This is a genomic window from Haloferula sp. (assembly GCF_049672945.1).
Taxonomy (GTDB): Bacteria; Verrucomicrobiota; Verrucomicrobiia; order Verrucomicrobiales; family Akkermansiaceae; genus Haloferula.
In genome coordinates this window covers 1-24,239 of the sequence record NZ_JBATWY010000144.1, presented here as the reverse complement: position 1 = coordinate 24,239, position 24,239 = coordinate 1, and the positions used below count along the sequence as shown (strand labels likewise).

Sequence of the window (24,239 nt, the reverse complement as noted above, 5' to 3'; positions counted from 1 at the left end):
CGAAACCACCCCCCTCCGCTCCGGCCCCGCTTACGCTAGCCGGAGCGGAGAGTGGTGGAGCATAGCGGATTCGAACCGCTGACCCCCTGCATGCCATGCAGGTGCTCTACCAACTGAGCTAATGCCCCTCGACACTCTGGAACCGCCAGAAGCGGGTGGCGGTTGGTAGGAGAATCCCCCCGCCCGCGCAAGAAATTTCTGACCGACCGAATTTCCACTCCACCAGAACGCGAAGCCTTTCCTCGCTTCCCTCCCTCCAGTTCAGTTGGCCAACTCCATCACCAGCTCCGCGAGCGCTCGGGTCGAGGCAAGATGCTTGGCCGGATCAGGGAGTTCCTCATCCGTTTCCGTCTCACTGACCACTCGCCGCGTCGCGATACGGACCGCCGGTTGATTCAGCTCAAACAAGGTCGAGGTCAGATCGAAGTCGTCTTCCAGACAAATGGCCTCCGCGCCAACAATCGTCCCCCACTTTTCGAACCCCGGGTTCCGCAAAACCTCCACCTCGCGCGAAGAAATCAGCAACTCCCCCTTCGCGCCCATCGCCTCCACCACCAGCAGCAGATCAGCATTCCCAAGCAAGGAAGTGAATTGATCCAGAAGCGGCAGCACCGGACTCCCAGGGTCGTAGGCGTGCGGCAGGAAGGCAAATTTGATCGACTTCATTGGACGCTCATTCGCCACCGCTCGGGCCACTGCTAGCAGCGAGCATACTCCGCTCGAGTTCGCTTCGACGCCTGCCCCGAGCGTATCATAGCCCGCCACGACCCACACCGCTTGTTCCTCTTTCCCCGGCAAGGTCGCCACGATGATCGGCCACTTTTCACCCGCGACTTCAGGGCCCATTTCCAGCTCGACCGCATAGCCGGCATTGCTCGGACCCAGCAAACCCTGAATCATCGATGACGCCCGCCTCAAGCCTCTTCTTCCCGACTCCACTCCGACATTCCGCGGGCCGACGATGCCGACCAACTTCCGCATGTCGTCGGCCAGGCCTTCGCCCGTCATCGGAGTGGCGAACTTCGAAGACTCAATGAGTTCCTCTTGCTGCGTCCCGAGATAGTATTTCCACAGACCGAGCCCCGCCGAAACCACCAGCCACAGCGGCAGAATCACCAGCACAGCAACCATCCACGGTCGACGGGGGGACTTGGACACCTCAATCACGCGCCTTCCCTCCACTGTCCCGTTCGCCAACGCAAGCGTCTTTCTGCAGGACCAAGGCCGGTCAGCCCTTTCTCGCCCAGCTCAGCGGCACGCCATCAAGCCATCGTAAATCGCACGCGCCGCCGTCTCCTGATACCAGCGCGTCGAACAGCGACCCCTCTCCGAAGAATTGCTGATGAATCCGCACTCCACCAGGACGGCCGGACTGCGGGTCTGGACCAGCACCGTGAATCCACGTCGCTTGATCCCCCGATTGATGGTTTTCACCCGTGACGGCAAGCGACGCTGGATCGCTCCGGCGATGATTCGCCCGCGCGATCCCCAGTAAAACGTCTCGACACCCTTGATCGAGCGGTTGGTGGAGGCGTTAAAATGGATACTGACGAATACCGACGAGCCGTAGCGATTGGCGATCGCCGCGCGACTTCCCAAAGAAACAAACACGTCGCTGCGACGAGTCATCACTGTCCGGATCCCCCTTTTCTTGAGCAAACCTTCCAGTTTCTGGGCCACTTTGAGATTCAAATGGGATTCTCTCACCCCTCCCCAGTAGGCTCCCTTATCCCTGCCGCCGTGGCCCGGATCGATAACCACCGTGGAGAACCGAGCGGCATCCACTGCCACGCAGGTTCCCAACAAAATCAGCAAGCCGACCAACCAAGCACCCATTTGTCGATCGCTCCTCACGGCAAGGACCCTAATTGATTAAGAAAACTTAATCAAAAACTTTCTTAAATCTTTTTAGAGTTTTCTCAGAAGTCCTCGTCATCCTCGATGGTCGGATCGTCACCGATCTCTTCCATGACGCGTTTCGGCAGGAAGGGGCGGACCGCCAAACCATAGAGAAGATAGACGGAAAACAGAATCACCGGCATCACCCAGTAGAACATCACCGTTGCCACCAAAATCACCACCGCGACCACAATCATGAGCGGAGTGCCTTTGGTCTTCCAACCGACCTTCTTGAAGCTGGGGTAGCGCACATCGCTGATCATCAGGATCGAGAGCCCAAGCATCGCTCCGGCCAGCAGATACTTCCATGCGCCGATGTTGTGATCGTTGTTATTGAGGTAAATGATCAGGAAGGTCAGCGAGGTGATGAAGCCGGCCGCCATCGGAATCGGAATCCCCCTGAAGTCCGTGTCTGCCCCTGGCTTTTTCGGCATCGCCGCCAGACAATTGAAACGGGCCAAGCGGATCGCACCGCAGAGAACATACAAACAGGCAAGCACCCATCCGAGCCCATTCACGACTTCATCCAACGGAAACAGCACCGCCTTCGCCATCAACAACGAGGGTGCCATGCCGAAGGAAATCACATCAGCGAGAGAATCAAACTCCGCGCCAAAAGGAGATTCCTTTCCCCCAAGCCGCGCGAGGCGCCCATCCAGAAGATCAAAGATGCAGGAGGCAAAAATCAGCAAGATCGCCCGCTCATAATAGGGCTGAGCGGCTGAGAAATCGTAGCCCTCACTGCTGGTCGCCAGCATGATCCCGTTGAAGATCGAAAGCACCGCGAAAAAGCCACACGCGAGATTGCCCGCCGTCATCAGATTCGGCAGCAGGTAGATCTTGGGTTCGTCAGGATCCTTGGAACTGAACATGCGGCGGGACTCTGCCCTACTCCGGAGGACGGAAACAGTGGAAAATCCCGGTTCAGCGACTAGCCTTCGCCCATGAACCCATCCACGCTCTCCATCGACTCCCCGCTCGGCGAGATCATGGCCTCACTTCCCGGTGCCCGCCGCGCCCTGTTTTCCCGCTACCATCTCGGCGGCTGTCAGAGCTGTGGCTTCGCCCCAACCGAGACGCTGGCCGAGCTCGCCAAGAGGGCGGCGGAAGTCCCAGCGGAGGAAATGCTCGAGCACATCCTCGCTGCACACGAACACGACAAGGCGATGCTCATCGAGCCCGGGGAAGCCAAGGCACTCCTTGAATCCGAAAATCCCCCCCTGCTCCTCGACACCCGCACCCGCGAGGAGCACGAAGCCGTTTCCATCCCCGGATCCGAGTTCATGGATCAGGAATACCAGCAGCGCCTCTTTGCCGGACCACCCGAGCGCGAGATCCTGCTCTACGATCACAGCGGCAAGCACGTCCTCGATACCTGCTCCTGGTTCCACGGCCACGGCCTGATCAAGACCCGCGCCATCGAGGGCGGCATCGACGCCTGGTCGCAGATAATCGACCCCTCACTCCGCCGCTACCGCCTCGAAATCGAGTGAACCCGATTAACGCGCAACTTCGGTTCTAGCCAACATGCGCCCAATTTCAAATCATCCCACCTACTTGAAGTCTTCCCTTCTTCCTTTGCTCGCCGCCATCACCCTTCCTTGTACGGGTCTCAAAGCGGCCGAGCAGATCGTCACCCTCGGCGACTCGCTGACCTTTGCCTACGAGGCGGAATTCGGATTCCAATACTCGGTTCCCTTCGGCCCCACCTTTGGCGATGGCTTCGGCTCCTCTGTTAGAAACTGGATCGAAATCCTCATCAACCCTGCTTATCGGAACGAACACTTCGACATCGGCGTTCGTGACACTTACACCATCGCAGGCATTCCATTCGTCGTCCCCGAACAAACCTTCCTCTTCCGCCACGAATACAACTGGGCCGTCCCAGGACAGACGGTCGATCAAATGAGACGCTTCATCGCGGGCACCTCGAGCTTCCTCGACATCCTCGCTGAGATCCCCGAGTTCGAAGACCTTGCCTCAGCCATCGCGCTCACAGACTTCGATCCCTCTCAGTTCTCGCTCATCGATTTCGAGAAACAGATCCAAGACACCGCCGAACGACTCAGTTTCTTCATCGGAGGCAATGACGTGCGGGGCATTTACGGCACGGTCTACAATGGCGACTCAGCCGGCACTTTCGTCGATGAATTCATGGACGACAGTCGGGCCGTGCTCGACCGCGTCCAGCAACTCAATCCCGACATTCAGGTCGTCATCGTCAATGTCCCCCACATCGGCATCACTCCCGAAATCAAGGGGAAATACCCGACCGACCCTATCAAGACCGCAAGGGTCACCGCCGTGCTCGATGACCTGAACGGTCAACTTGCCCTGCTCGCCGAATCCAGGGGCTTCGCATACGCCGACGTCTACTCGCCGACCCTCAAGCTCCTCGGGCCCGATCCCCTGTGCATCCACGGCATTGCTTTCGAAAATACCGGAACCATGAGCGGCGACCTCTCCAAGGTTTGGCTCAACGGCCCGATCAGCGCCAACTTCCACCCGAACACCAATGCCCACGCCGTGATCGCAAACACCGTGATCGAGGCTTTCAACAGGACTTACGGCACGGGCATCGCCCCCCTCACCGCCACCGAGATCCTCGGTGGCTTGCACCGCAAGACGGCAAACGAGATCGATATGAGCTTCGACCAATGGATGACATGCTTCGGGTTGAACGGTCTGACCGAGGAATCCGACACCGATCACGACGGCATCAATGCCGGCGTCGAATTCGGTCTCGGACTGGATCCGACATTGCGCGACGATCACAAGGTCCAGGCTTCCATCATGGATCAAGCGGGCGGCGCACAGGCGATTGAGATTTCCTACCCGGTGCGACTACCTTCTTCCACTAGAGTCACCGTAATTCCTTCGAGTTCGACTTCTCTGACGGAATTCACCCCTTTCATCACCACGCCTCCCGTCGATCCTGATGGCCTGTCCCGTGCCCTTCTTCCGATCAATCCCGGAGAGAAGGGTTACATCAGACTGGAATCCACTCTCGAACCCCTACCGAATTGATCGAACTCCGCAACGAATCCCTCTCGGTTCGAATCCTCCCCGAGCTTGGTGGAAAGATCTCATCGCTGTTTGATCGGCGTCACGACCGCGAATGGCTGTGGACGAACCCCCACCTGGCGCGTCGTCCGCCCGTCTACGGCGAATCCTACGTCGAGCAACTCGACACCGGCGGTTGGGATGAGATTTTCCCCTCCATCTCCCCCTGCGTCCTGCCGGGAGGAATCGACATCCCCGACCACGGGGACCTTGTTTTCCTCCCCGCCGACGTCAGCGACCAGACTCCTGACAGTCTCGCCCTCAGCATCCTGACACGCTCGTTCAAAAGCTGCTTCAGCCGCCAGTTCACCGTCGATGGCCCCAAGCTCCGCATCGACTACACCCTCGAGTCGCTCGACGAGCGCCCCATCCCCTACCTCTGGGCGGCTCATCCTTTGCTCGCCCTGGAAGATGGCATGGTGCTTGAGCTCCCCACGGCCGCGCTCACCACCAGCGAAGGCCTCGACCTTCAGGAAACGGACGACGGAGGATGCCGCATCACCATCGGTGACCCGGCTTTGGGCAAGCAGGCACCCCACATGCTGAAGAGCTTCACCGCCCGGGATCAGGCGGAATGGGCGAGAATCCAAGCTCGTGACGGTGCTTCGCTCCGACTCGATTGGGACAAACTCGATGCCCCCTACTTCGGCATCTGGCTCAACCAACGCGCCTGGTCAGGAACCGGCTCTGAGCCCTACTTCAATCTCGGCTTCGAGCCCACCACCTCTCCCCACGACGACCTCACCTCCGCCATCGCAGCCAACGAGCACTTCACGCTCGCTCCCCACGAGTCACGCAGCTGGTCCCTGATCCTGAGCCTCGACTGAGAGGCCCGCCTCAAAGAACAAGGATCGCACCCTCCTCCTGTCTCGACTCCTGCCACGGAATTTCGAACGCTGCCGCCATGCTTTTTCCGATCAGTGATGACGACCGGCACCTGATGCACCCGGCCTACGTCACCATCAGCCTTGTGGTGATCAACGTGATCGTCTTCCTGCTCCAATTGGCCGACCCCGAGATTCTTTACGGCTGGAGCGTCATTCCTTTTGAAATCGTCAACGGCGTTGATCTCACCGAAGCGGTGATCCTCAGGGAGGGCACTCAAGCCATCGAGATCCCCCAGCTTCCCGGTCCAACACCAATTTACCTCACCCTCATTTCCTCCATGTTCATGCACGGCGGTTGGGGCCATCTTGGCGGCAACCTGCTCTACCTTTGGATCTTTGGAGACAACGTCGAGCACCGCTTCGGAGCGATTCCTTTTCTCGTCTTCTATCTTCTCAGCGGACTCGCTGCGAGCGCCGCCCAAATCATGATGGGACCGGAAAGCATCATCCCTAACCTGGGTGCCTCCGGGGCGATCTCCGGCGTCCTTGGTGCCTACATGGTGCTGTTCCCGCGCAACCGGGTGAACGCCGTCTTCTTCTTCCGCATCATCTCGATTCCCGCAGTAGTCGTGCTCGGCTTCTGGATCGTTACCCAGTTCATTAGCGGTTCGGGCAGCCTCTCTCAATCCACCCAGACCGGAGGCGTCGCCTACGCCGCCCACATCGGCGGCTTCGTCGCAGGAGTCGCCTACGCCTTCGTCTACCGCGCCTTTCTGAAAAACGAGCCCGACACGGCCTTCCGCCACATCTACGAGAAACAGGCGAACGCCAAACGCTACTGGTGAGTCACCGGGCAGCCGGCAGCCGCTCCTCACTCATCCAAGTGTAGAGCATGACCCACATCGAAAGCGCCAGTGAGAAGAGCGGGATCTGCAAGGTTTCGGGCAAGGTGTAGAGCACCGTCACGATCGGAATCCACACCCCCCAGATCGCCACCACGGTCGGAAGAATACGATCCCTGCAGTAGGTCAAGGTGAAGAACTCCCGCTTCATCCGATAGCCCAGGTTTTTCCACTCATACAGCCAGGTGGTCAGAGGGGCGGTGATGAAGGGACTGAAGACAAACTGATCAAGCAGCACTTGGGGAATGACCACCGAAGCCGTCGCCTCATCACCCCACCACATTGCCTGCAGTCGATAGAAGGCATCGACCAGCATGCCCATGCCTGCCCAGAACGGCGCGGCAAAAAGGAAGTTGCCCAGGTTTTCACGAACGACTCGGCCTTTTTGAAATACCAGGATCCGCAGCAACTCCGGGATCACCGCTCCAGCGACAAGACTCGCCACCGCACTGTAAAGATATCCCCAGCGGCTCTTCACCTCAGCCAAGCGCTCCAAAAGTTCGCGCGTGGGAGGATGGAAGTAGTAGGCAACCAGCAACCCGACCATCACCGCCTGCACCATCAGCCCGGGAATCACGTTCGCCTTCGCCGCCCGCAAACCGGCCCGCCACGGGGCTTCTCGACGCTGCATTTCAGGCGGGCTTTTCACATCGCGAAGCGTGCACCCTCACCCGCTGGAACCAAGAGAGAATTCCCGTTCCTCAACCGGAACAATTGGCGTGTGCTTTCATGAAAACAGAATCCCTTTGACGAAAGCGTTCACATGCCCAGGTGCTCTGGAGAAGCGAGGAACAATAGCAACCAAGGTCCGTGAGAGGGTCCGAGGCATCGGGAGCTTGAGAACCTGTCGCTTGCGCATGAAACCTCCATGTGCCCGCCTCGGCACAATCGTCGATCCCATGCCAAGCGCCACCAGTTGAATCATCAGGTCAAAGTCTTTGAGCTCCATGCTGGGAACCACTTTCCAACCTGCCTCACCCATCCATGTATCCATCAATCGACGTGAATGGGTTCCCACTGATGGGAGCAGCCAGTTCTGGTTGGCAGACCAAATCTTCCAATCTCTCGCGGTGGACGGAAGCTCCCCTAGGCCATCATCACGACCTGATAGAATACAGAAGTGATCTTCCATTTCATGGATCACTTCGATCGATTGAGGAATAGCCGAGGGCATTGTCATGATCGCAACATCCAGTCGATTGGCCTGAGTCTGCTCAAGAAGTTCGCCTTCATCCGCCTGCGAAATTACCAGCCGCGATTTTGAGTCAAATCGTTTGTGAGCATGAAAAATTCCAGGGATATGAGCCGAAGCTAGCTCCGTCGATATTCCAACTTGAATCTCCTTTAGCATGCCAAGGCACTCTTCCCTTACTCGTCGGATCGCCCCGCTCATAATGCTTGGAATCGCCTCTGTCTCGCGCAGGAAGATTGCCCCCGCCTCTGTGAGGCTGACTTTGCGTGTCGTCCTATCAAACAGCTTTAAGCCCAGATTATCCTCCACTGATTGCACCTGCCGGGAGAGTGCACTAGCCGAAATCCCCGCATGCTCCGCTGCCGCTGAGAAACTTCGATACAGTGCCACCAACCTCAAATTCTGGAGCGCGCGGAGTCCGATGCTTTCATTACTCATGCAGAATTTGCACATATCCCTCCTTTTATTGCAATTATCAATATGCCGATCATCCCCCATCATGGGGGCATGGCAGACAAAACGGACAAGCACCCGCAGAACGTTCCTGGACGATTTTACAACGACTCAAGCTGCATTGATTGCGATATGTGCCGAGAGATCGCTCCTGAAATCTTTACTCGGGATGACCAGGAAGGGACGACGTATGTTTTCAGACAGCCCACCACCCCAGACGAGATTTCACTAGCCCAAGAGGCCCTTGCCAGTTGCCCCACCGAGACTATCGGGAACGACGGCTTGGACACATGAGATGAGATCTGCTCAAAACCTCCTCCACGCCGCCGGCACGAAGAGCACCAGAATCGCGAAGAGTTCGAGACGACCGAGAATCATCAGGCAGGACAGGAACACCTGCGTCACCTCCCTCAGGTTCGAGAAGTTGTTCGTCGGGCCCAGCTCACCAAAGCCCGGGCCAATGTTTGAAAGCGTCGCCAGGATCGCCCCAAGACAGGTTTCCAGATCGATCCCCTGGCCCGCCTCCATGATCCCGACCACCACCGACCCCAAGGCGATGATCAACAAGTAAAGCGCGACAAAGGAAGTGGTTCGCGCCCGTGCGCTGTCATCCATCGGATTGCCATTGACCACCAAACGGAAGATCTGGTTGGGACGAAATGCTCGGATGACTTCGTGCGCTGATGATTTCAGGAAGACCACAAAGCGCCCGACCTTCATCCCGCCGGCTGTCGATCCCGAGCAACCCCCGATCACCATCAGGATCGCCAACAGCGCCTTGCACCACGCCGGCCACAATCCGTAGTCGACCGTTCCGTATCCTGTGGTCGAGGCAATCGAAACCACGATGAACCATCCCTCGCGAAGCGCTTGCCCAAAGCTCACCGAATACCGGGGATCGATCGCCAGGCCCGCCGCGATCGCGAATGCCACAAAAGCACAGAGGCCAATAAACCACTTGGCATCGTCTTCCTCCCGAATCCGCTTCCACTTCCCCGTAAGGATGACGGCGAAGATCAGGAAATTCAAACTGCAGACCATCATGAAAATGCTCAGCCACAGCTCGATGAACAGACCATTCCCCCACACCGAGTAGTAGCCGATGCTTTCGTTGTGAGGGCTGAAGCCACCCGTCGATACGGCCGTCATGGCATGGTTCACCGCATTGAACCAGGTGAGTCCCATCAACTTCAAACCGAAGAGACAGATCAGAGTAAGACCGGCGTAAATCTTCCAAAGTGTTAGAGCGGTATCGCGGATGCGTGCCGTCGCCGCTTCACCGGCCTGGAACGATGATTCATTCCGGAAAAGAGACTTGGTCCCGACCCCGAGATAGGACAGCACCGCCACGAACAAAACCAGAATTCCCACACCGCCCAACCACTGGGTCATCGAGCGCCACAAGAGGATTCCCCGCGGCCATTCAGACAAGTCGCCGATAACCGTCGAGCCGGTGGTGGTAAACCCCGAGGCCGACTCAAAAAACGCCGAACCCCAGCTCAAGCCGGGCGTGCACAGCACGAAAGGCAGTGCCCCAAAAAGCGCCGAAAGCAACCAGCCAAGTCCCACGATCATCACTCCTTCACGCCGTGGGATCCGGTCAATTTTCCCCAAGCCGCAAACCACCAGGAGTCCCCCGGCAAGCATGGTCAAACCTGAGGAGATGAAGAGCGCCACCATCGCTTCATGATCCCCCGCGACGATGTCGAAGCGGGCGAATAATCCACAGACTCCCATCGAAACACTGAGCAGCAGCAGCAGCAGTCCGAGGACCTTGGCGAGGATTCGAAAGTTCATCGGGTGATTGGATCAGGCCAGCAACTTGACGAAGGCCTTGCGGGCCGACCCGGACACCACGGCGTAAACATGGTCATCGGCCTGGAGCACGTCATTCGGTCCCGGCACGTCGGCATGGGTTCCATGCATCAGCCCGACCAACACGCAGCCGGCCGGCCAATCGACTTCGTGCACCATGTGCCCGGCAGCAATCGAACCCTTCGAGACGCGCATCTCGATGACTTCCGCCCCGGGCAGCGTCTTGACCAGATGAAAACGGTCCGACGTGATGAAGCGTTCGATCTCGCGCCGGGTCGCATCACGCGGACTGACCGCGGCGGCGATCCCGAAATGCTTGCCCGACGAACTGATCGCCGAAGCGTAGTCGGCACGGTGAATCAAGGTCAGGCAGTTCTTCGCACCAAGGGTATGGGCCTGCAGGCAGGTCATCACATTGTCCTCATCGCTGTCGCTGGTCGCGACGAAGAAATCCACGCCATCGATCTGCTCTTCCTGAAGTTCGGCAACGACCGTGGCGTCGGCATTGATCACGGTGGTGTTGGAAAGGCGGTCGACGAGCTTGTGACAGATCGCCGCATCCTGTTCGAAGATCCTGACCTTGCAGTCCCAGCTCTCAAGCATCTGGGCGAGTGAGAAACCATACTCGCCTCCGCCGAAAATAATCACCCGCAGGGCATCACGATCATCACGCTTGCTCTGCATTCTTTCGGCGAGCGTTCTCAACTTTCGCGGCTCGCCAAAGATGGTGATGATATCATCAGCCTCAATGACCGTTTCCGCCGTCGGTACCATGTGGTCGGTCCCGCGCGAAATCATCGCGACCCGCGTTCTCTCCGGAGCCTTGAGGGTGATCATCGAGCGCCCGACCACATCCGACTTCGCATCCACCCGCACCTGCTGGAGCTCGATCCGGCCACGCGCGATTTCCTCCACGGCGAGCGAGTCCGGATTCCGAATGAATTTCGATAGCTCGATCGCCGCGAGCCTTTCGGAGGAAAACAAGTGATCGATCCCGAAGTGCCCTTTGAAATCAAACAGCCACTCCTCACGCTGCAGTCCGGGATGCACGCGGCAAACGACCTGCGGTACTCCCATCTTTTTGGCCATCGATGAACTCACCAGATTGGCGGTATTCGAACTGGTCAGGGAAAGGAAGAGCTGGCACTCCCCGACATTGGCTTCGGCCAGTGCATTGACACTGGTTCCATCCGAACAAACCACCTTGGCATCGATCGATTGTTCCAACTCCGCCGCCAGGCTCTCATCGCTCTCGACGACCGAAATACTATGGGCCTCTTGCGAAAGCGATTTGGCCAGATGACGGCCAATCTCTCCGGCCCCGACAATGATGATGTTCATGTACGACAGCTACCGGACTTCCCCCTCGGCGAAGCTCCGGACACCGGGAATCAACCTCAGAAAGAGGTCCAAAACCAGCGGAAAATCGACTCTCCATCGAGCCACACCTTCCGCATTTCTAGGCAAGCAACCTTACCAATCGACGCTCTGACCGCGCGTATCGATATGGGTGAAAGCATAATAACGGCCCACTCCGCCTTTGAATAGCCCGCGGGAGCGGAGCGAGCGGACCTCTGACGAAACAACGGATGCGCGGACCGGGAATTTCACGTCCAAGGCCACGTTTGCCTGATGCCAAGATCCCCTCTTCGCTCCGGAACAACGAGCGTTGTAGGCCGGCGAACGGTAGGCAGAGATGATTTCCGTCACCGGCTGATTCAGCTCGGCGGCGAGACGATCGAGCACCTTCAGGGTCGGTGCCATATTCCTCCACAAAGATTTGGGTGGCAGGGAATTCCAGACGTGACCCCGATGCTTCGCGTGAGCCTCGATGATTTGCTGTGTCGAAACATAGCGCAGCCTGAGTTTGCCGATGAATTGACTGTATTCCGCCAAATTCCGGCCTTGGCGTTGAACCCAAGCCGCAGGCAGCTTTGAAACATTGAGAGAAGTCTCGGCAGCCGGTTTCCTGAAGAAAAAGGCGGATGCCGGAGTCGCACTGCCCAGCAATGCCAGGCTGCTTGCTCCAATCACTCCAAGGGCGCTTCGACGGTTCGAGCTGAATACTTCGGGGGATGACGGGCAAGCTTGGTTTTCTAGCATATAGCAGGTGGTTTTTTTGAGCCCAAAAGCACTAGGCGTGCCGTCTTCGGGGAAAATCGGGCATTGCTGACCCGAAAATTCCCGGGGAGACAAGCTTGAGCTCCCCCCGACCGCAAGAAAAATCCCCTAACATTTGCTAAAGGCCAGGGACTTGCCAAAGCCCTGGGGAGCGGGAAACCTCGTCCATGCGAAACGGGCTGGTAGGAATCGGGGTCTTGGCGGCAAGCTGGCTGATCGCACTATTTCCCGTTTTCGCCGAAATCGTCCCCTTCTGGCCGGCGATCGTGGCTTTTGCCGTCATCCTGCTCACCCGAAATGCCGCCGCAGGGCTCGGCGCCGGGGTCGTCGCCGGCTGCCTGATCCTCGCCAAAGGGGCGCCCATCGAAGCCGCACGCCTTGCCTTGGAAGATCACGTCTTTCCCGAACTGACCGGCACCTGGCACATCAGCGCCCTCGTTTTCACCCTGCTGCTTGGGTCATTCGCCGGGATTCTCGAGACTTCGGGGGGCTTCACCAGCCTGCTGAAAAAGATGCTCGGCAGCAGCGCGAAGCCCCAGCGCCGGGTGCTCGGCTCGGTTTACGGACTTGGCCTTCTGTGCTTTTTCGACGGGCTCGCCAACAGCATGCTGATGGGAAGAATCTCACGCCAAGCGGTCGATCGCACCGGCATTTCCCGCGAGAAGCTGGCCTGGGTCGTCGATTCGACCAGCTCCCCGGTCGCCTGCGTCGCCTTTATTTCGACCTGGATCGCCTTTCAGCTCACCTTGATCGGCGACAATTTGCCGGGCGGCGAGGCCTACCAGCTCTATTTCCAGTCGATTCCCGCCAACCCCTACTGCCTGCTGACTCTCTTTCTGGTGCCACTTGCCATTTTCCGCCATTGGGAACCCGGACCCATGCGCCGCTACCGAGCCAGCGAAGTTTCCGCGACGGAGGTCTCGGCTGCCACCACCGAGCCCTGGCGGGTGCTGGTGCCACTGGCTGTGCTCGCGCTTTCGATCATGGTCTCGCTTCAGATCTGGTCTGGAAACGAGATCCGCCTGTTTTCTCTCGACGCCTGGCGGGAAGCCGCCAGCAGCAACGGCACGCCGATGGCCCTGGTGGGCGGCGCGCTGGCAGGACTCACCGCCGCGTGGGCCTGCTTCCCACCTGCCCGACGTCGTGAGGTCGGCCCCGCCATGCTTCAAGGTGCCGCCGGATTGCTGCCCGCGCTGGTGATTCTCATTCTCGCCTGGAGCCTCGGAAGCGTTTTCGAGGCATCTGGCGCGGCGGCTCGCATCCAGACGCTGCTGGGAAATCAGATCGCTCTGCCGTGGTTGCCGCTCACCGTGTTTGGTGTCACCTCGCTGACCGCCTTCGCCACCGGCTCTTCGTGGGGAACCATGGCGCTGATCATGCCTCTCGCCCTCTCGGCCCTCACCTTGGGAGAAAGTACTGAACTCGCTTTCGCGCCCGGCGTGATTGGAGCGGTCTTCGGCGGTGCCGTCTTTGGCGATCACTGCAGCCCATTCTCCGACACCACGGTGGTCAGCGCAATGGCCGCCGGTTGCCGCCCGATTGACCATGTCATCAGCCAGCTCCCCTACGCACTCGCGGCCGCGCTCGCCGCAGCCGCCGCCTACCTCCTCATGGCCACAGGTCTCAGCGCCATACTCGCCACCCTCTCGGCAGGATCACTCCTCACGATTTTCGTCCTCACTCAGACCTGCGACAGAGTCCACTAGATCATCACTCGACAGCTTGCCGCTACCGAGCCAAGCTTCTGCCTTCATTCCATGCGGATATCGGACCGATACATCGGACGCCAGGTTCTCTCTGGCACGCTCTTTGCGATCATGCTGCTGAGCCTGCTCTTGGTCGTCGGAAACCTGTTCCAAAAGATCCGCCCGCTACTTGTCGAAATGAATGCACCGCTCTCGGTGCTTTGGGACTTCGTCGCCAGCGTGCTTCCCGTGTCGCTGATCTTCACCGTTCCCTGGGCCTTCCTCTCTGCAGTGCTGCTGGTGTTCGGAAGAATGTCCTCCGACAATGAACTCATCGGCTTCCGGGTCGCAGGCATGGGACTCATGCGACTTGCCGCGCCTGTCATTGTTCTTGGCTTCTGCTTCTCCGCCATCTGCCTGTGGCTCAATCTCGACGTCGCCCCTCAAGCGAAGAGACGCGTCGACGACATCGTCACCCGGACCATCCTCCAGGACCCGCGTGCCCTGCTCCGCGCCGGAGCCGATCAGACACGGATGAAGAACGTCAAAGTCGAATCCGGAAGAAGTGAGGGCGACGTCTTCCACAATTTCCACATCTTCGTCGTCGGCGACAAGAACAAGGGAGACGCCGGTGCCTACATCCATGCCGAGACAGCGGAAACGGTGGTTGATAACGAAAAGAAACAAATCCGCCTGCGACTTACCGGGGCCTATATCGATGGCGAGGAAAAGCCCGGCAAGGAATTCACCATGCTCGCCGAAGACCTCGAATGGATTGCGATCGACTACTCCGACAAGGGTCTTCGCAAAGCGAAGCCCGGAGCGATGACCAACCAGCAGATCGATGAATTTCTGCTCTCTCGTCCAGATCTTCCCGAAAGGTACCGTCGCCGTTACGAGGCGGAACAAACCCGGCGCTACACCTCGTCGCTCGCCTGCGTCGCCTTCGCCCTCGTTGGAGTTCCTCTCGGCCTCAAGGCACGCCGCCGTGACACGTCCACAGGACTGGTCCTCAGCCTGGCGATCGGCGCGATCTACTTCATGGCGGGAAGCGTCCTCGGAGATGAAGGCGGCGCTTCATGGATTCTGTGGATCCCTAACATCGCCTGCTTGATTCTCGGCATCATCCTCTTCCGCCGCGCCCGGTTCCGTTAAGCTGTCCACGATGAGCAAAATGTTTTCTCCTTCCAAAATCTTCCGGCGAGTGCGGAAGTTTTTCGAAGGAGGCAGCATCAGTCTTTTTGCCATCGTCGGCCCCTTCAGGCGCTACACCCGCGAAAAATTCCGCGCCGACATCGGAGCCGCGCCGAATGTCGCCCTGCTCTCCATTCCTCAGGGAATCGCCTATGCCGCCATTGCCGAACTCCCGATTTCCTTCGGCATCATCTGTTCGGCCATCGCCGCCATGGTCGCGCCGATTTTCGCCGGCTCACGGCACACCATTCTCGGACCAACCAATGCGACGGCCTTCATGCTCTTCAGCTTCTTCGCTGGTGCCGGCCCCGAACTTGCCGCGAGGGAAACGGAATTAATGCCCCTGCTGGTGCTGATGGTCGGGATCTTCTGCCTCGTCGGCGCCCTCTTCAAAGTCGCGGACCTTCTGCAATATGTCTCCCGCTCGGTACTCGTCGGCTATCTTACGGGCGCCGCGGTACTGATTATGGCAAACCAGTTCAAACATGTCTTCGGGATCTCGACCGAAGTTGATGAACTCGGTCCCCGGAATTTCATCGAACTCGTCGGTGCCTTGTTCAAGAGCCTCACCGCCACTCAATGGCAACCCTTGCTGATCGGAGCTTCAAGCCTGCTGCTCTACTTCGGGCTTCAGCACTTTCGCCCAAAGTGGCCGAACTTCGCCATCTCGCTTGTCCTCATTTCAGCCGTCTTTGGAAGCCTCATCCACGCGGGCGGCCAGTTCGCCGATGTCCAAACATTCCGCACCTTTACCTTGGGCGACCTCGTTCCCCATCTTAATTTCGCCAGTGGTACTCTGTTCGATGACATCTCGACGCTCGCAGCCGTCGCCTTCGCCATCGCCTTCCTCGCCTGCTTGGAGAACACCGTCATGGCCAAGTCCATCGCCTCGCGCACCGGCGATCGCGCCGAAGTCAACCAGGACATGTTCGCCGTCGGCATGGCCAACGTCGCTTCCGCTTTCGCCGGCGGCATGCCGGCATCCGGTTCACTCACCCGCTCGGTGCTGAATTTCGCCTCGGGAGCGCTTACCCGCTTCTCATCAATCTTTGCCGGTCTGATGGTACTGGTCGCCGCTCTGATCATCGCCTGGCTGCCTTCCTTCGGCATCGCACTGATCGACTACGTTCCGAAGTCCGCACTGGCCGCCTTGGTTGTCGCGATTGCCATCGGCATCATCAACCCCACCAACATCCGCATCTGCCTGCGCTCGACCCCGGACGATGCGGCCGTGCTGATCACCACCTTCCTCTCGACCATGATTGCCCCCCTTCACGTGGCGATCTTCATTGGCGTGGGCCTTTCCATCACCCTCTTCCTCCGCCGCGCCAGCCGACCCCACCTCGTCGAATACGAATTCAATGACGAAGGCGAACTCCGCGAAATGGGCGAGAAACGCAAGCGTCCGAATCCCGCCATCTCGATCGTCCACGTCGAAGGCGACCTCTTTTTCGGTGCTGCCGAGCTGTTCCGCACCCAGCTACAACGCACTGCGGCCGACCCTTCGCTGCACATTCTCATCCTACGCCTCAAGAACGCTCGCCACCTCGACGCCACCTCGGTGCTTGCTCTGGAGGAGTTGATCAAGTTCATGCGCTCCGACGGACGCCACGTGCTCATTTCCGGCGCCCCGCGCGAGGTCTACAAGGTTCTCAAGAATTCCGGCGTGCTGGAAGTCGTTCAGGAAGGCGCCGACCGCAAAGCCGGCGAAAGCAACATCTTCCTTTACCGTGCAAGCAACCCGAACATCTCAACGCGCGACGCACTCAAACGTGCCCAGCAACTCCTCGGCGGAGAAAAAGCGGATATCCGGATTTTTTACGATCCCAACAAAAAATAGCGCCACCCGATGGCCTCTCAGGCTTTCCAAAGCCTCGCCACGAGTCGCTCCTGCACGGCTTCCATGACCTTGCGGTCCTCATCCTTCTCATCCTCATGACCGGCCAGATGGAGAAGGCCGTGGATCACATAGCGCAGCAATTCCCGCGCATCCGGTTCGCCGTATTCCGAGGCCTGCCGTTGCGCGACCTCAACGCCAATCACGATTTCACCGTGCTCGAAGGTGATCACATCAGTCGCCCCTTCAACACCCATGAACTGTTGGTGAACCTGAGCACTCACTTCGTCATCCACCAACGCCACCTCGACGCATTCAAGTGCCGACAGGGGCGCATCAACGACTCGCATCTCATTTTCCACGATGATCGCCGCCGCCTCCGCCCCTGCTTCCTCCAACATGGTTAGAGTCCTTCCGGCAAACGGAACCTTTGATTGATTGTCTCCAACGATGACCTCGATTCCACTCATTCCGTGGTCGATTTGAGCGCCGCCGTCGGCTTCGGTTCAGCGACTGGAGCCTTCGTCGCCGGCGGATCGTTTTTGATTTCAGACTTGGCTTTGGGCTTGGCGGCCGACTTTTTCTCTTCAGCCGCTCGCTTTTCCAAATCCGACTTCCGACCCTTTTCGTCATCCTTCGGATAGTCGATCCGGCTGTGAAGCATACTTCTCAAGGTGCTGCAAAAGACCTCCTTGACCTTGGAAAGATCGCGGATCGTCAGCAGGCAGTCATCCAGTTGACCATCGCAGATACGCGCTTCCACGATGTTCTCAACCAGTGCGCGAATCTTTGCCGGCGTCGGCTTCTTGATCGTCCGCGAGGCGCTTTCAATCGCATCCGCCAAACTGATGATGCCACTCTCACGGCTGCGCGGCGTCGGCCCCGGATAGCGGAAGTTCTTCTCATCCACCTTCGGCAGGTCCTCCGGATTTTCGAGCTTCTTCTCCACTTTCTCCAACTCCGCTCGCTTTTGCTCCTGGGCCCGTCGGTAGAAATAACTGACCAGCGAGTCTCCATGGTGCTCGCGGATGACATCGATCACCCGCGGGTTGATCTTGTGCTTCAACGCGAGATCCACGCCATCCTTCACATGCGCCGTGATGATCAAGGCACTCATGGTCGGAGTCAGCGAGTCATGGGGGTTCTCGTCCCCTTCATTCTGGTTCTCGATGAAATACTCCGGCTTCTTGAGTTTACCGATGTCATGAAAGTAGGCACCCACCCGGCACATCGAAGCATTGGCTCCAACCGCTTCCGCGGCGGCCTCGGAAAGCGAGGCCACCACCAGGCTATGGTGAAAGGTTCCCGGCGCCTCCAATTGCATGCGACGCAACAAGCGATGATTCAGATCGCTCAGCTCCAGCCAGCTGATGTCAGTCGTCAGTTTGAACAAACCTTCCAAGACCGGGAGAGAACCGCTGACCAGCAGCGCGATACTAATGCCCATTCCCAGTGCCGTAGCCGAGGCCAGGCCGACGATCTTCCACTCCTCCATCGCATCCCGCTGCATCACCGACCTCAGATCGATCGCGCCGAAGATCATCGAAAGAACCAGCGCCATCAATCCGGCATAGAATCCAGCACGCAGCAACTGCACCCTTCGCCTCGTTTGATGCAAAGCCTGCACCGCTACCAGGCCACAGAGCAGACTGACGGCGAGATACATTCCCAACTCATCGGTAGGCCGTAGCAGAACTCCAAGAAGCGCGACATAGATCGTCGAAAAGATGCCCAAGGCCCGGCCCAGCAGAACGGTGTGAACCATGGGTGCCAGAACGAATGGAGTGAGGAGAAAACTGAGTTCGGCAGACAGTCCGTTGACCTCTCCGATTAGCGAAAGCCCCCTCATCAGAGCCAGATGAACCAGAATCCCTCCCAGAATCAGGACGACCCGCCCATTTCTTCGAGCGGCCAATTCGAGATTCAGCTCCAGCACCGCCACTCCACTCATCGCGATGAAAAAGGCATACAAGGCGTAGTCCAGCCTCAGCGCTTCAACGATCAGATCCTCCGTTCCGCTGACGAGCGGAACGCCCCGCATGACCAAAATCGCGGCCCCCACACAGAAGGTAACATAGAGCGCGAAGCGCACCCATGGGGAACAATCCAAGGAGTTCGCGACCCCGGTATCACACTGGACACGGCGTTTTTTTCCCGACGACATACCCTTCCGGGCTAATCGCCAGCGTTTGAAAGCATCGAAAAATCCCACAGGTGAAAGGGTAATTCTTGGGCGGAGTCCGTAGACACCGAAGGGGCGTGATTGCCACGCCCCCTCAACGCGGCCTTGCTACCCGATGCCATTACCCTTGGCAATCCGCAAATACCCTAGGTGCGACACCTTGTCGCAGCCACCCCTCCAGCGGCGATCCCGCCCCTGCGGCACTTCGCCTCTCACCCTCGATGTATATTCCACCAACCAATGCAGTAGGGACACTTCACATCCCCACTCGGTGAAACCTCGGCATTCTTCACATTGGCCCCACAATTGGGGCAAGCATACCCTCCGGAGGCTTCTGGATTCGGGGGCGTTCGCCCACCATCCACCTCCTTCCCCTTTTTCATCGCACTGATCGGCGCACCGAAACCCACCGCCATGAAGCCAAGTGCAATGAAGCTCCCGAAAACCTTGAATACAAGCGGTGGGTCGTGGAATCCATCGCCCGAGCCCCAGAGAAAAACCAACAAGGCGATTCCGATGAATCCAAAAATTGAGAAGAACACCATAACGAACAAAGGAGGCTTCAACGTTGGTTTCATCGGACCTAGTTCTAAACGGATGGCGGAAAGTCTTCCAATTCCAAAACCCGTCTCAACTTGGAAAGGCCAAGCCCTTCCCATGCAGAATCCAGATGCCAAAAAGGGCGCCGGGCAAGGGTCACCCAAAGTTCTCAATACGGTCCACCTTTCCTCTTCACGCCTCACCGCCGTTGATTAGCCCACCGAAGCCCATGTTCTCCCATTCCCACGCTCTGTGCCAAAGCCTCATCCACGGGCCCTTGCTCATCGGTGATCTCCCTGAAGCCAGCACCTTTCCTCGTGATCGCCTCCGCCTTCCCCACATCATCCCCAAACTCGACCTGGAACAAAAACTCGGCCATCTCTATGAAGACGCAATGGCTGTTCTGTTAGAAGAATCCTCCGGCTTCGAGTTACTCGCCCGCAACCTCCAGCTTCAGGAAAAGACCACCCTCGGTGAAATCGATTTCCTTGTCCGTGACCTCGCAAGCCAACAACTCATCCATCTCGAGCTCGCCACGAAATTCTACCTCGGCGTCGAAACCAAAACCGGCCTGGCCCTGCCCGGACCCGATCCGCGCGACAACTACTCCAGAAAAATCCAACGACTCCGGACCCATCAACTCACCCTCGTTCGGAATCATCGCAACTCGCTTCCAGAGAGCTTTCGAACGGAGCCCATCACGGTTCATTCCCTGGTCTACGGCTGCCTCTTCGATCATGTGCACGCACCACAGCCAGCCCATCCCGAGTTCATCTACCCGCACTGCCGCCGTGGCCAATGGCTGACCATCGACGAGTGTGCTGACCACTTCCATCAGGACAGTATTCTCGAACTCATTCCCAAAAGCCTCTGGCCGGTCTCCTTCGATCACCTTGAAGACGCTCCACTGGAAAAGTGGACACCCGCTCCTGAACTCGAACGATGCCTCATGATACGCGCCAACCATGGACCCGATCCCTGCTTTGTCGTCCCCTCCCACTACCCCCAATGTGCCGGGGACGCCTAAACGACCAATCGGACAGCTGAAGGATCTCCGCAGACGAACCGAATCGTCCTCGGACTCGAAACCCACCCCAGAGCGCCCGGAAACGTTCCCTTGCGGATCGGTGAAACTCTTGCAATCTGACCCTTATGCCCGTCCGACAAATCCTTCTGGCCTTGGCTGTAGCCACCACCCCTTCTCTCTCTGAGGTTCCGAACTGGGGCGAATGGCGAGGACCGACCCGTGACGGCCAGATCCACCAAGGAGCGAAGGCATGGCCCGCAACCCTTGATGAGGCCAACTTCAAGAAGCAGTGGTCGGTGGATCTTGCCGAAGGCTACTCAAGCCCAATAGTCCATGGCAGCCGGATCTTCACCGTGGAAACCCGAGGCAAGGAAAACGAGATCGTCCGCGCCTTCGACCGAAAGACCGGCGAACAGCTTTGGGAAACCTCGTGGGAAGGATCGATCAAGGTTCCTTTTTACGCCGCAAGAAACGGGAGCTGGGTGCGGAGCACGCCAGCCTGTGATGGCGAACACCTCTACGTCGGGGGCATGCGCGACGTGCTCGTCGCCATCGACGTCACCAACGGCAGCGTGAAATGGCGTGTCGATTTCCCCCAACAGGAACAAACTCAAAAACCGCAGTTCGGCTTCGTCTGCTCACCCCTCCTCGGGAGGGACCATGTCTACGTCCAAGCAGGTGCCGCCTTGCGCAAGATCCGAAAGTCCGACGGCAAAACGGTGTGGAAGACACTGGAGGATGAACGCGCCATGTTCGGGGAAGCCTTTTCCTCACCGATCAGAGCGACAATCGAGGGCCGTGACCAAATCGTCGTCCAGACCCGCATGGCCCTTGCCGGTGTCGATCCGAAGTCGGGTGAGGTCATCTGGTCCACCCCCGTAAAGGCCTTCCGTGGCATGAACATTCTAACACCGACGTCGGTCGGGAATCACATCTTCACCGCCAGCTACGGCGGCGGGACCTTCTGGTATGAAATCACTTCTGACAACGAAACCCAATCGGTTGCCGAACGATGGAACGACAAACTGGAAGGCAACATGTCTTCTCCAGTCGTGATCGATGGCAAAATCTACCTTCATGGGCGCGACAAGCGTTTCCACTGCATCGACCCGGTCGCCAAAAACGTGCTTTGGTCGACCAGGGAGACTTTCGGCGACTACTGGTCGATGGTTGCAAACGGCAACCGAATCCTGGCCCTCGATGACAAGGGGATCCTCAGGCTCATTGAAGCCGACCCAAAGGCATACAAGCTGATCAGCGAATTGGAAGTGAGCGCCCGCCCGACCTGGGCGCACCTCGCTGTATGTGGCAACGAAGTCCTGATCCGCGACTTGAAAGGCTTGAGTTCCTACCGCTGGGAATAGACACGTCCTCCTTTCCGGTCTGAAGGAGCGGCCCCGTTTATTCGCCCTTCTTCAAATACGCATCGAGCGGCACCAGCAGGCTCTTCGCCTTGCTCATCTCATCCGAGAGCTCTTGAGCCTCCGCAATCATTTGCGGGGTTAGACCACGCGTCCCGGTGATGTTTCTCTTCGCGTTGTTCTGAGGAGAAGGATCCATCGTCGCTGACATCAGTAGCAATGCCACACCCGCCGTTTTGTTCTCCTTCACCCCGTCGCCACGCACATAGAGCATCCCCAGATTGCCAATGGCCAGCGGATCGCCCTGCACGGATGCCTTCCGGTACCACTCGCGCGCTTTCGCAAAATCCACCGCCGTGCCGCGACCATTCTCATACATTACTGCCAGATTGTACTGCGCGAGACTACTCCCCTGCTTCGCGGCCTTGCCGTACCAGACCACGGCCTCCTTTTCATCCTTCTCCACTCCGATGCCCTGTTCATACATCAGCGCCAAATTGAATTGCGAACCCACTTCACCCGCTTCCGCCGACTCACGAAATTCCTTGTAGGCAAGCGGCAGGTCGTTCGCCTGATAGGCCGCAATCCCTTTCTCGAAATCTGCCAGGACTGGGCTGCTCACAAGGGTGGTGACTAGAGCGGAGAATAAAACGGAATGATGGAAGGATTTCATAAGCGATGGCTGCAGGGACAGGGTCGTGGAGTGCCTTTGGCGACAACTCTCGCCAAGAGAATATTCTCCGCCAAAGTCGCCGGCAAGGCTTCAGGCAGTTGAAATTACTGGGACACATTAAGCCAAAAGGAATGACACCGGGAGAAAGCCCCGAAAGGAGCTGAGGTCGGTCGTTGCGCCAGAAAGAATGACACCCGGATGAAGACACTCACCTGGATCATGAGCCAGAAGAGCAAAAACGAATATTGGGAGAGCTGCCGAGCGAGGTATCCGAGTCGAAACCGACAGGGAAAGAGCGCGATGATTGATGAAGTGAGCGACACACCTGGCTGGGACCGCAAGCACGCGATCAAGGCGCTCAACGGCAAAGTCAGCCTTGGTGGAAAGGCCCGGAAACGAGGCTTGAAGGCGGTTTGCGGAGAAGCGGAAATGGCCGTGATCATCGAAATCCGGAAGCGCTCCGAACAACCCTGCGGCAAGCGCCTCAAGCAAACTCTGCCGCTCTGGATTGAGAGCTATGAGAGCCGATACGGGAAGGTGGCTAAGGAGACTCGCCGCAAAGTGCTCGCCTGCAGCCCCCGCCAACTCGACCGGATCACCGCCCCTCACAAACTCGCTGACGAAAGCCGCCATGGTCGGAAAAAGGGGCGCACCAGCCATCGGCTCAAGGCCACGGTGCCAGTGCGTTGTGGGCCTTGGGAAGTCGATGGTCCCGGGTGGTTTGAAGGCGACACGGTATCGCACGGCGGAGGCAGTAGCAGCGGCGAATTCATGTGGAGCCTGACGCTAACGGACATCTTCAGCGGATGGACCGAACTCGTGGGACTATGGGGTCAGACTGGCGGAGAGGTATGCCAAGGTCTGCGCGTCATCGCCGCAAGACTGCCGTTTCCGATCATCAGTTTCGACACGGACAACGGCAGCGAATTTCTCAACACCGTCCTGGAAAGCTACCTGCGGGACCGCGCGACACCCATCCACTGGATCCGCTCACGCTCTTACAAGAAGAACGACCAAGCGCACGGGGAGCAGATGAATTTCACTCATGTCCGGCAGTTGTTAGGTTATGGTCGATATGACGACATCCGGTTCGTTGAGCACGTCAACGACCTCTACACCACAGCCTGGCTGCCACTGCGCAACTATTTTACCCCGGTCATGAAGCTCGTTGAAAAGACCCGATCAGGCAGCAAAGTGACGAAGAAATATGACGTAGCCCGGACACCCTGTGATCGTTTGTTAGATTGCCACAATGTCCCAGCCGCTGTGAAGAGCAAGCTACGAGCTGAGCGAGGGTCGCTCGATCCACTGACACTCTCTGAGCAGATAGAAGAGAAGCTTGCTGCAATATTTGAGATCATTGATCGGATCGAAGAACGCCGAGCCGAGGAAGTCGGCTGGCTTGAGGAAATCGAAGCCGGCGCCGCCACCACCCCGGCGGCGACCGATGGCCCGGGCTACGTTGCAG

The 24,239-nt window shown here is 58.3% G+C and carries 23 protein-coding genes and 1 tRNA gene; 11 read left to right on the top strand and 13 right to left on the bottom strand.

Going from position 1 to position 24,239, the window contains the following annotated elements:
• Nucleotides 1–52 precede the first annotated feature (52 nt).
• The 4 genes from WBG04_RS12770 to pssA all read right to left on the bottom strand — a co-directional run bounded on the left by WBG04_RS12770 (nt 53) and on the right by pssA (nt 2,771).
• A tRNA-Ala gene (locus WBG04_RS12770) sits at nt 53–128 on the bottom strand.
• Nucleotides 129–261: 133 nt separating this feature from the next.
• Entirely contained in the window at nt 262–1,131 is an 870-nt protein-coding gene (locus WBG04_RS12765; RefSeq protein WP_424314820.1) for a M28 family peptidase, read from the bottom strand.
• Between the two features lie 117 nt (nt 1,132–1,248).
• Nucleotides 1,249–1,836 (bottom strand): N-acetylmuramoyl-L-alanine amidase family protein, encoded by a 588-nt coding sequence (locus tag WBG04_RS12760; RefSeq protein WP_424314819.1) that lies wholly within the window; start codon nt 1,834–1,836, stop codon nt 1,249–1,251.
• 83 nt (nt 1,837–1,919) lie between these two features.
• Nucleotides 1,920–2,771, bottom strand: coding sequence for a CDP-diacylglycerol--serine O-phosphatidyltransferase (pssA, locus tag WBG04_RS12755; RefSeq protein ID WP_424314818.1), 852 nt, complete (start codon nt 2,769–2,771; stop codon nt 1,920–1,922).
• 72 nt (nt 2,772–2,843) lie between these two features.
• Between pssA and WBG04_RS12750 the strand changes: the two genes are divergently transcribed.
• The 4 genes from WBG04_RS12750 (at nt 2,844) to WBG04_RS12735 (ending at nt 6,634) form a co-directional block, all read left to right on the top strand.
• Nucleotides 2,844–3,392 (top strand): rhodanese-like domain-containing protein, encoded by a 549-nt coding sequence (locus tag WBG04_RS12750; protein ID WP_424314817.1) that lies wholly within the window; start codon nt 2,844–2,846, stop codon nt 3,390–3,392.
• A gap of 34 nt (nt 3,393–3,426) precedes the next feature.
• Nucleotides 3,427–4,926: an SGNH/GDSL hydrolase family protein gene (locus WBG04_RS12745; protein WP_424314816.1), complete on the top strand. Its 1,500-nt coding sequence runs from the start codon at nt 3,427–3,429 to the stop codon at nt 4,924–4,926.
• On the top strand, nt 4,923–5,789 hold the full coding sequence (locus tag WBG04_RS12740; protein WP_424314815.1) for a hypothetical protein: 867 nt from the start codon (nt 4,923–4,925) through the stop codon (nt 5,787–5,789). The genes WBG04_RS12745 and WBG04_RS12740 overlap by 4 nt, the downstream gene beginning before the upstream one ends.
• A gap of 77 nt (nt 5,790–5,866) precedes the next feature.
• Nucleotides 5,867–6,634: a rhomboid family intramembrane serine protease gene (locus WBG04_RS12735; RefSeq protein ID WP_424314814.1), complete on the top strand. Its 768-nt coding sequence runs from the start codon at nt 5,867–5,869 to the stop codon at nt 6,632–6,634.
• Between the two features lies 1 nt (nt 6,635).
• On the opposite strand, the gene WBG04_RS12730 is transcribed toward WBG04_RS12735, so the two are convergent.
• Nucleotides 6,636–7,322, bottom strand: a complete 687-nt coding sequence (locus WBG04_RS12730; protein ID WP_424314813.1) for a hypothetical protein — start codon at nt 7,320–7,322, stop codon at nt 6,636–6,638.
• Nucleotides 7,323–7,418: 96 nt separating this feature from the next.
• On the bottom strand, nt 7,419–8,321 hold the full coding sequence (locus WBG04_RS12725) for a LysR family transcriptional regulator (protein WP_424314812.1): 903 nt from the start codon (nt 8,319–8,321) through the stop codon (nt 7,419–7,421).
• 42 nt (nt 8,322–8,363) lie between these two features.
• Between WBG04_RS12725 and WBG04_RS12720 the strand changes: the two genes are divergently transcribed.
• Nucleotides 8,364–8,630 carry a ferredoxin gene (locus WBG04_RS12720; protein WP_424314811.1) on the top strand — a complete coding sequence of 89 codons (267 nt, stop codon included), beginning with the start codon at nt 8,364–8,366 and terminating at the stop codon, nt 8,628–8,630.
• 12 nt (nt 8,631–8,642) lie between these two features.
• On the opposite strand, the gene WBG04_RS12715 is transcribed toward WBG04_RS12720, so the two are convergent.
• The 3 genes from WBG04_RS12715 to WBG04_RS12705 all read right to left on the bottom strand — a co-directional run bounded on the left by WBG04_RS12715 (nt 8,643) and on the right by WBG04_RS12705 (nt 12,254).
• Nucleotides 8,643–10,133: a TrkH family potassium uptake protein gene (locus WBG04_RS12715; RefSeq protein ID WP_424314810.1), complete on the bottom strand. Its 1,491-nt coding sequence runs from the start codon at nt 10,131–10,133 to the stop codon at nt 8,643–8,645.
• 12 nt (nt 10,134–10,145) lie between these two features.
• Nucleotides 10,146–11,492, bottom strand: coding sequence for a Trk system potassium transporter TrkA (gene trkA / locus WBG04_RS12710; protein ID WP_424314809.1), 1,347 nt, complete (start codon nt 11,490–11,492; stop codon nt 10,146–10,148).
• Between the two features lie 132 nt (nt 11,493–11,624).
• Nucleotides 11,625–12,254 carry a D-Ala-D-Ala carboxypeptidase family metallohydrolase gene (locus WBG04_RS12705; RefSeq protein WP_424314808.1) on the bottom strand — a complete coding sequence of 210 codons (630 nt, stop codon included), beginning with the start codon at nt 12,252–12,254 and terminating at the stop codon, nt 11,625–11,627.
• A gap of 185 nt (nt 12,255–12,439) precedes the next feature.
• Here WBG04_RS12705 and WBG04_RS12700 point away from each other — a divergent pair, with 185 nt between their 5' ends.
• From WBG04_RS12700 to WBG04_RS12690, 3 genes are read left to right on the top strand one after another with little or no spacing between them, the layout of a single operon-like run.
• Entirely contained in the window at nt 12,440–13,978 is a 1,539-nt protein-coding gene (locus WBG04_RS12700) for a Na+/H+ antiporter NhaC family protein (RefSeq protein WP_424314807.1), read from the top strand.
• Between the two features lie 51 nt (nt 13,979–14,029).
• Nucleotides 14,030–15,112 carry an LptF/LptG family permease gene (locus WBG04_RS12695; protein ID WP_424314806.1) on the top strand — a complete coding sequence of 361 codons (1,083 nt, stop codon included), beginning with the start codon at nt 14,030–14,032 and terminating at the stop codon, nt 15,110–15,112.
• Nucleotides 15,113–15,161: 49 nt separating this feature from the next.
• Complete coding sequence (locus WBG04_RS12690; protein ID WP_424314805.1) at nt 15,162–16,991, top strand: SulP family inorganic anion transporter; 1,830 nt, start codon at nt 15,162–15,164, stop codon at nt 16,989–16,991.
• Between the two features lie 17 nt (nt 16,992–17,008).
• Here the strand turns inward: WBG04_RS12690 and ybeY are convergent, their stop codons facing one another.
• From ybeY to WBG04_RS12675, 3 genes are all read right to left on the bottom strand, one after another.
• Nucleotides 17,009–17,458, bottom strand: coding sequence for an rRNA maturation RNase YbeY (ybeY, locus tag WBG04_RS12685; RefSeq protein WP_424314804.1), 450 nt, complete (start codon nt 17,456–17,458; stop codon nt 17,009–17,011).
• The gene (locus WBG04_RS12680; RefSeq protein WP_424314803.1) at nt 17,455–19,098 is read right to left on the bottom strand and encodes an HD family phosphohydrolase; all 1,644 of its coding nucleotides are present in this window, start codon (nt 19,096–19,098) and stop codon (nt 17,455–17,457) included. Before WBG04_RS12680 ends, ybeY begins: the two co-directional genes overlap by 4 nt.
• 284 nt (nt 19,099–19,382) lie before the next feature.
• Complete coding sequence (locus tag WBG04_RS12675; RefSeq protein WP_424314802.1) at nt 19,383–19,748, bottom strand: hypothetical protein; 366 nt, start codon at nt 19,746–19,748, stop codon at nt 19,383–19,385.
• 191 nt (nt 19,749–19,939) lie between these two features.
• Between WBG04_RS12675 and WBG04_RS12670 the strand changes: the two genes are divergently transcribed.
• Together WBG04_RS12670 and WBG04_RS12665 are read left to right on the top strand one after the other, a co-directional pair.
• Complete coding sequence (locus WBG04_RS12670) at nt 19,940–20,737, top strand: DUF1853 family protein (RefSeq protein WP_424314801.1); 798 nt, start codon at nt 19,940–19,942, stop codon at nt 20,735–20,737.
• A 125-nt stretch (nt 20,738–20,862) separates the two neighbouring features.
• Nucleotides 20,863–22,101, top strand: coding sequence for a PQQ-binding-like beta-propeller repeat protein (locus WBG04_RS12665; protein WP_424314800.1), 1,239 nt, complete (start codon nt 20,863–20,865; stop codon nt 22,099–22,101).
• A 37-nt stretch (nt 22,102–22,138) separates the two neighbouring features.
• Here WBG04_RS12665 and WBG04_RS12660 read toward each other — a convergent pair whose 3' ends face one another.
• A complete protein-coding gene (locus WBG04_RS12660) occupies nt 22,139–22,720 on the bottom strand; it encodes a tetratricopeptide repeat protein (protein WP_424314799.1) in 582 nt (193 codons plus the stop codon).
• Between the two features lie 249 nt (nt 22,721–22,969).
• Between WBG04_RS12660 and WBG04_RS12655 the strand changes: the two genes are divergently transcribed.
• On the top strand, nt 22,970–24,239 hold a 1,270-nt coding region (locus WBG04_RS12655), incomplete at its 3' end, for an integrase catalytic domain-containing protein (protein WP_424314798.1).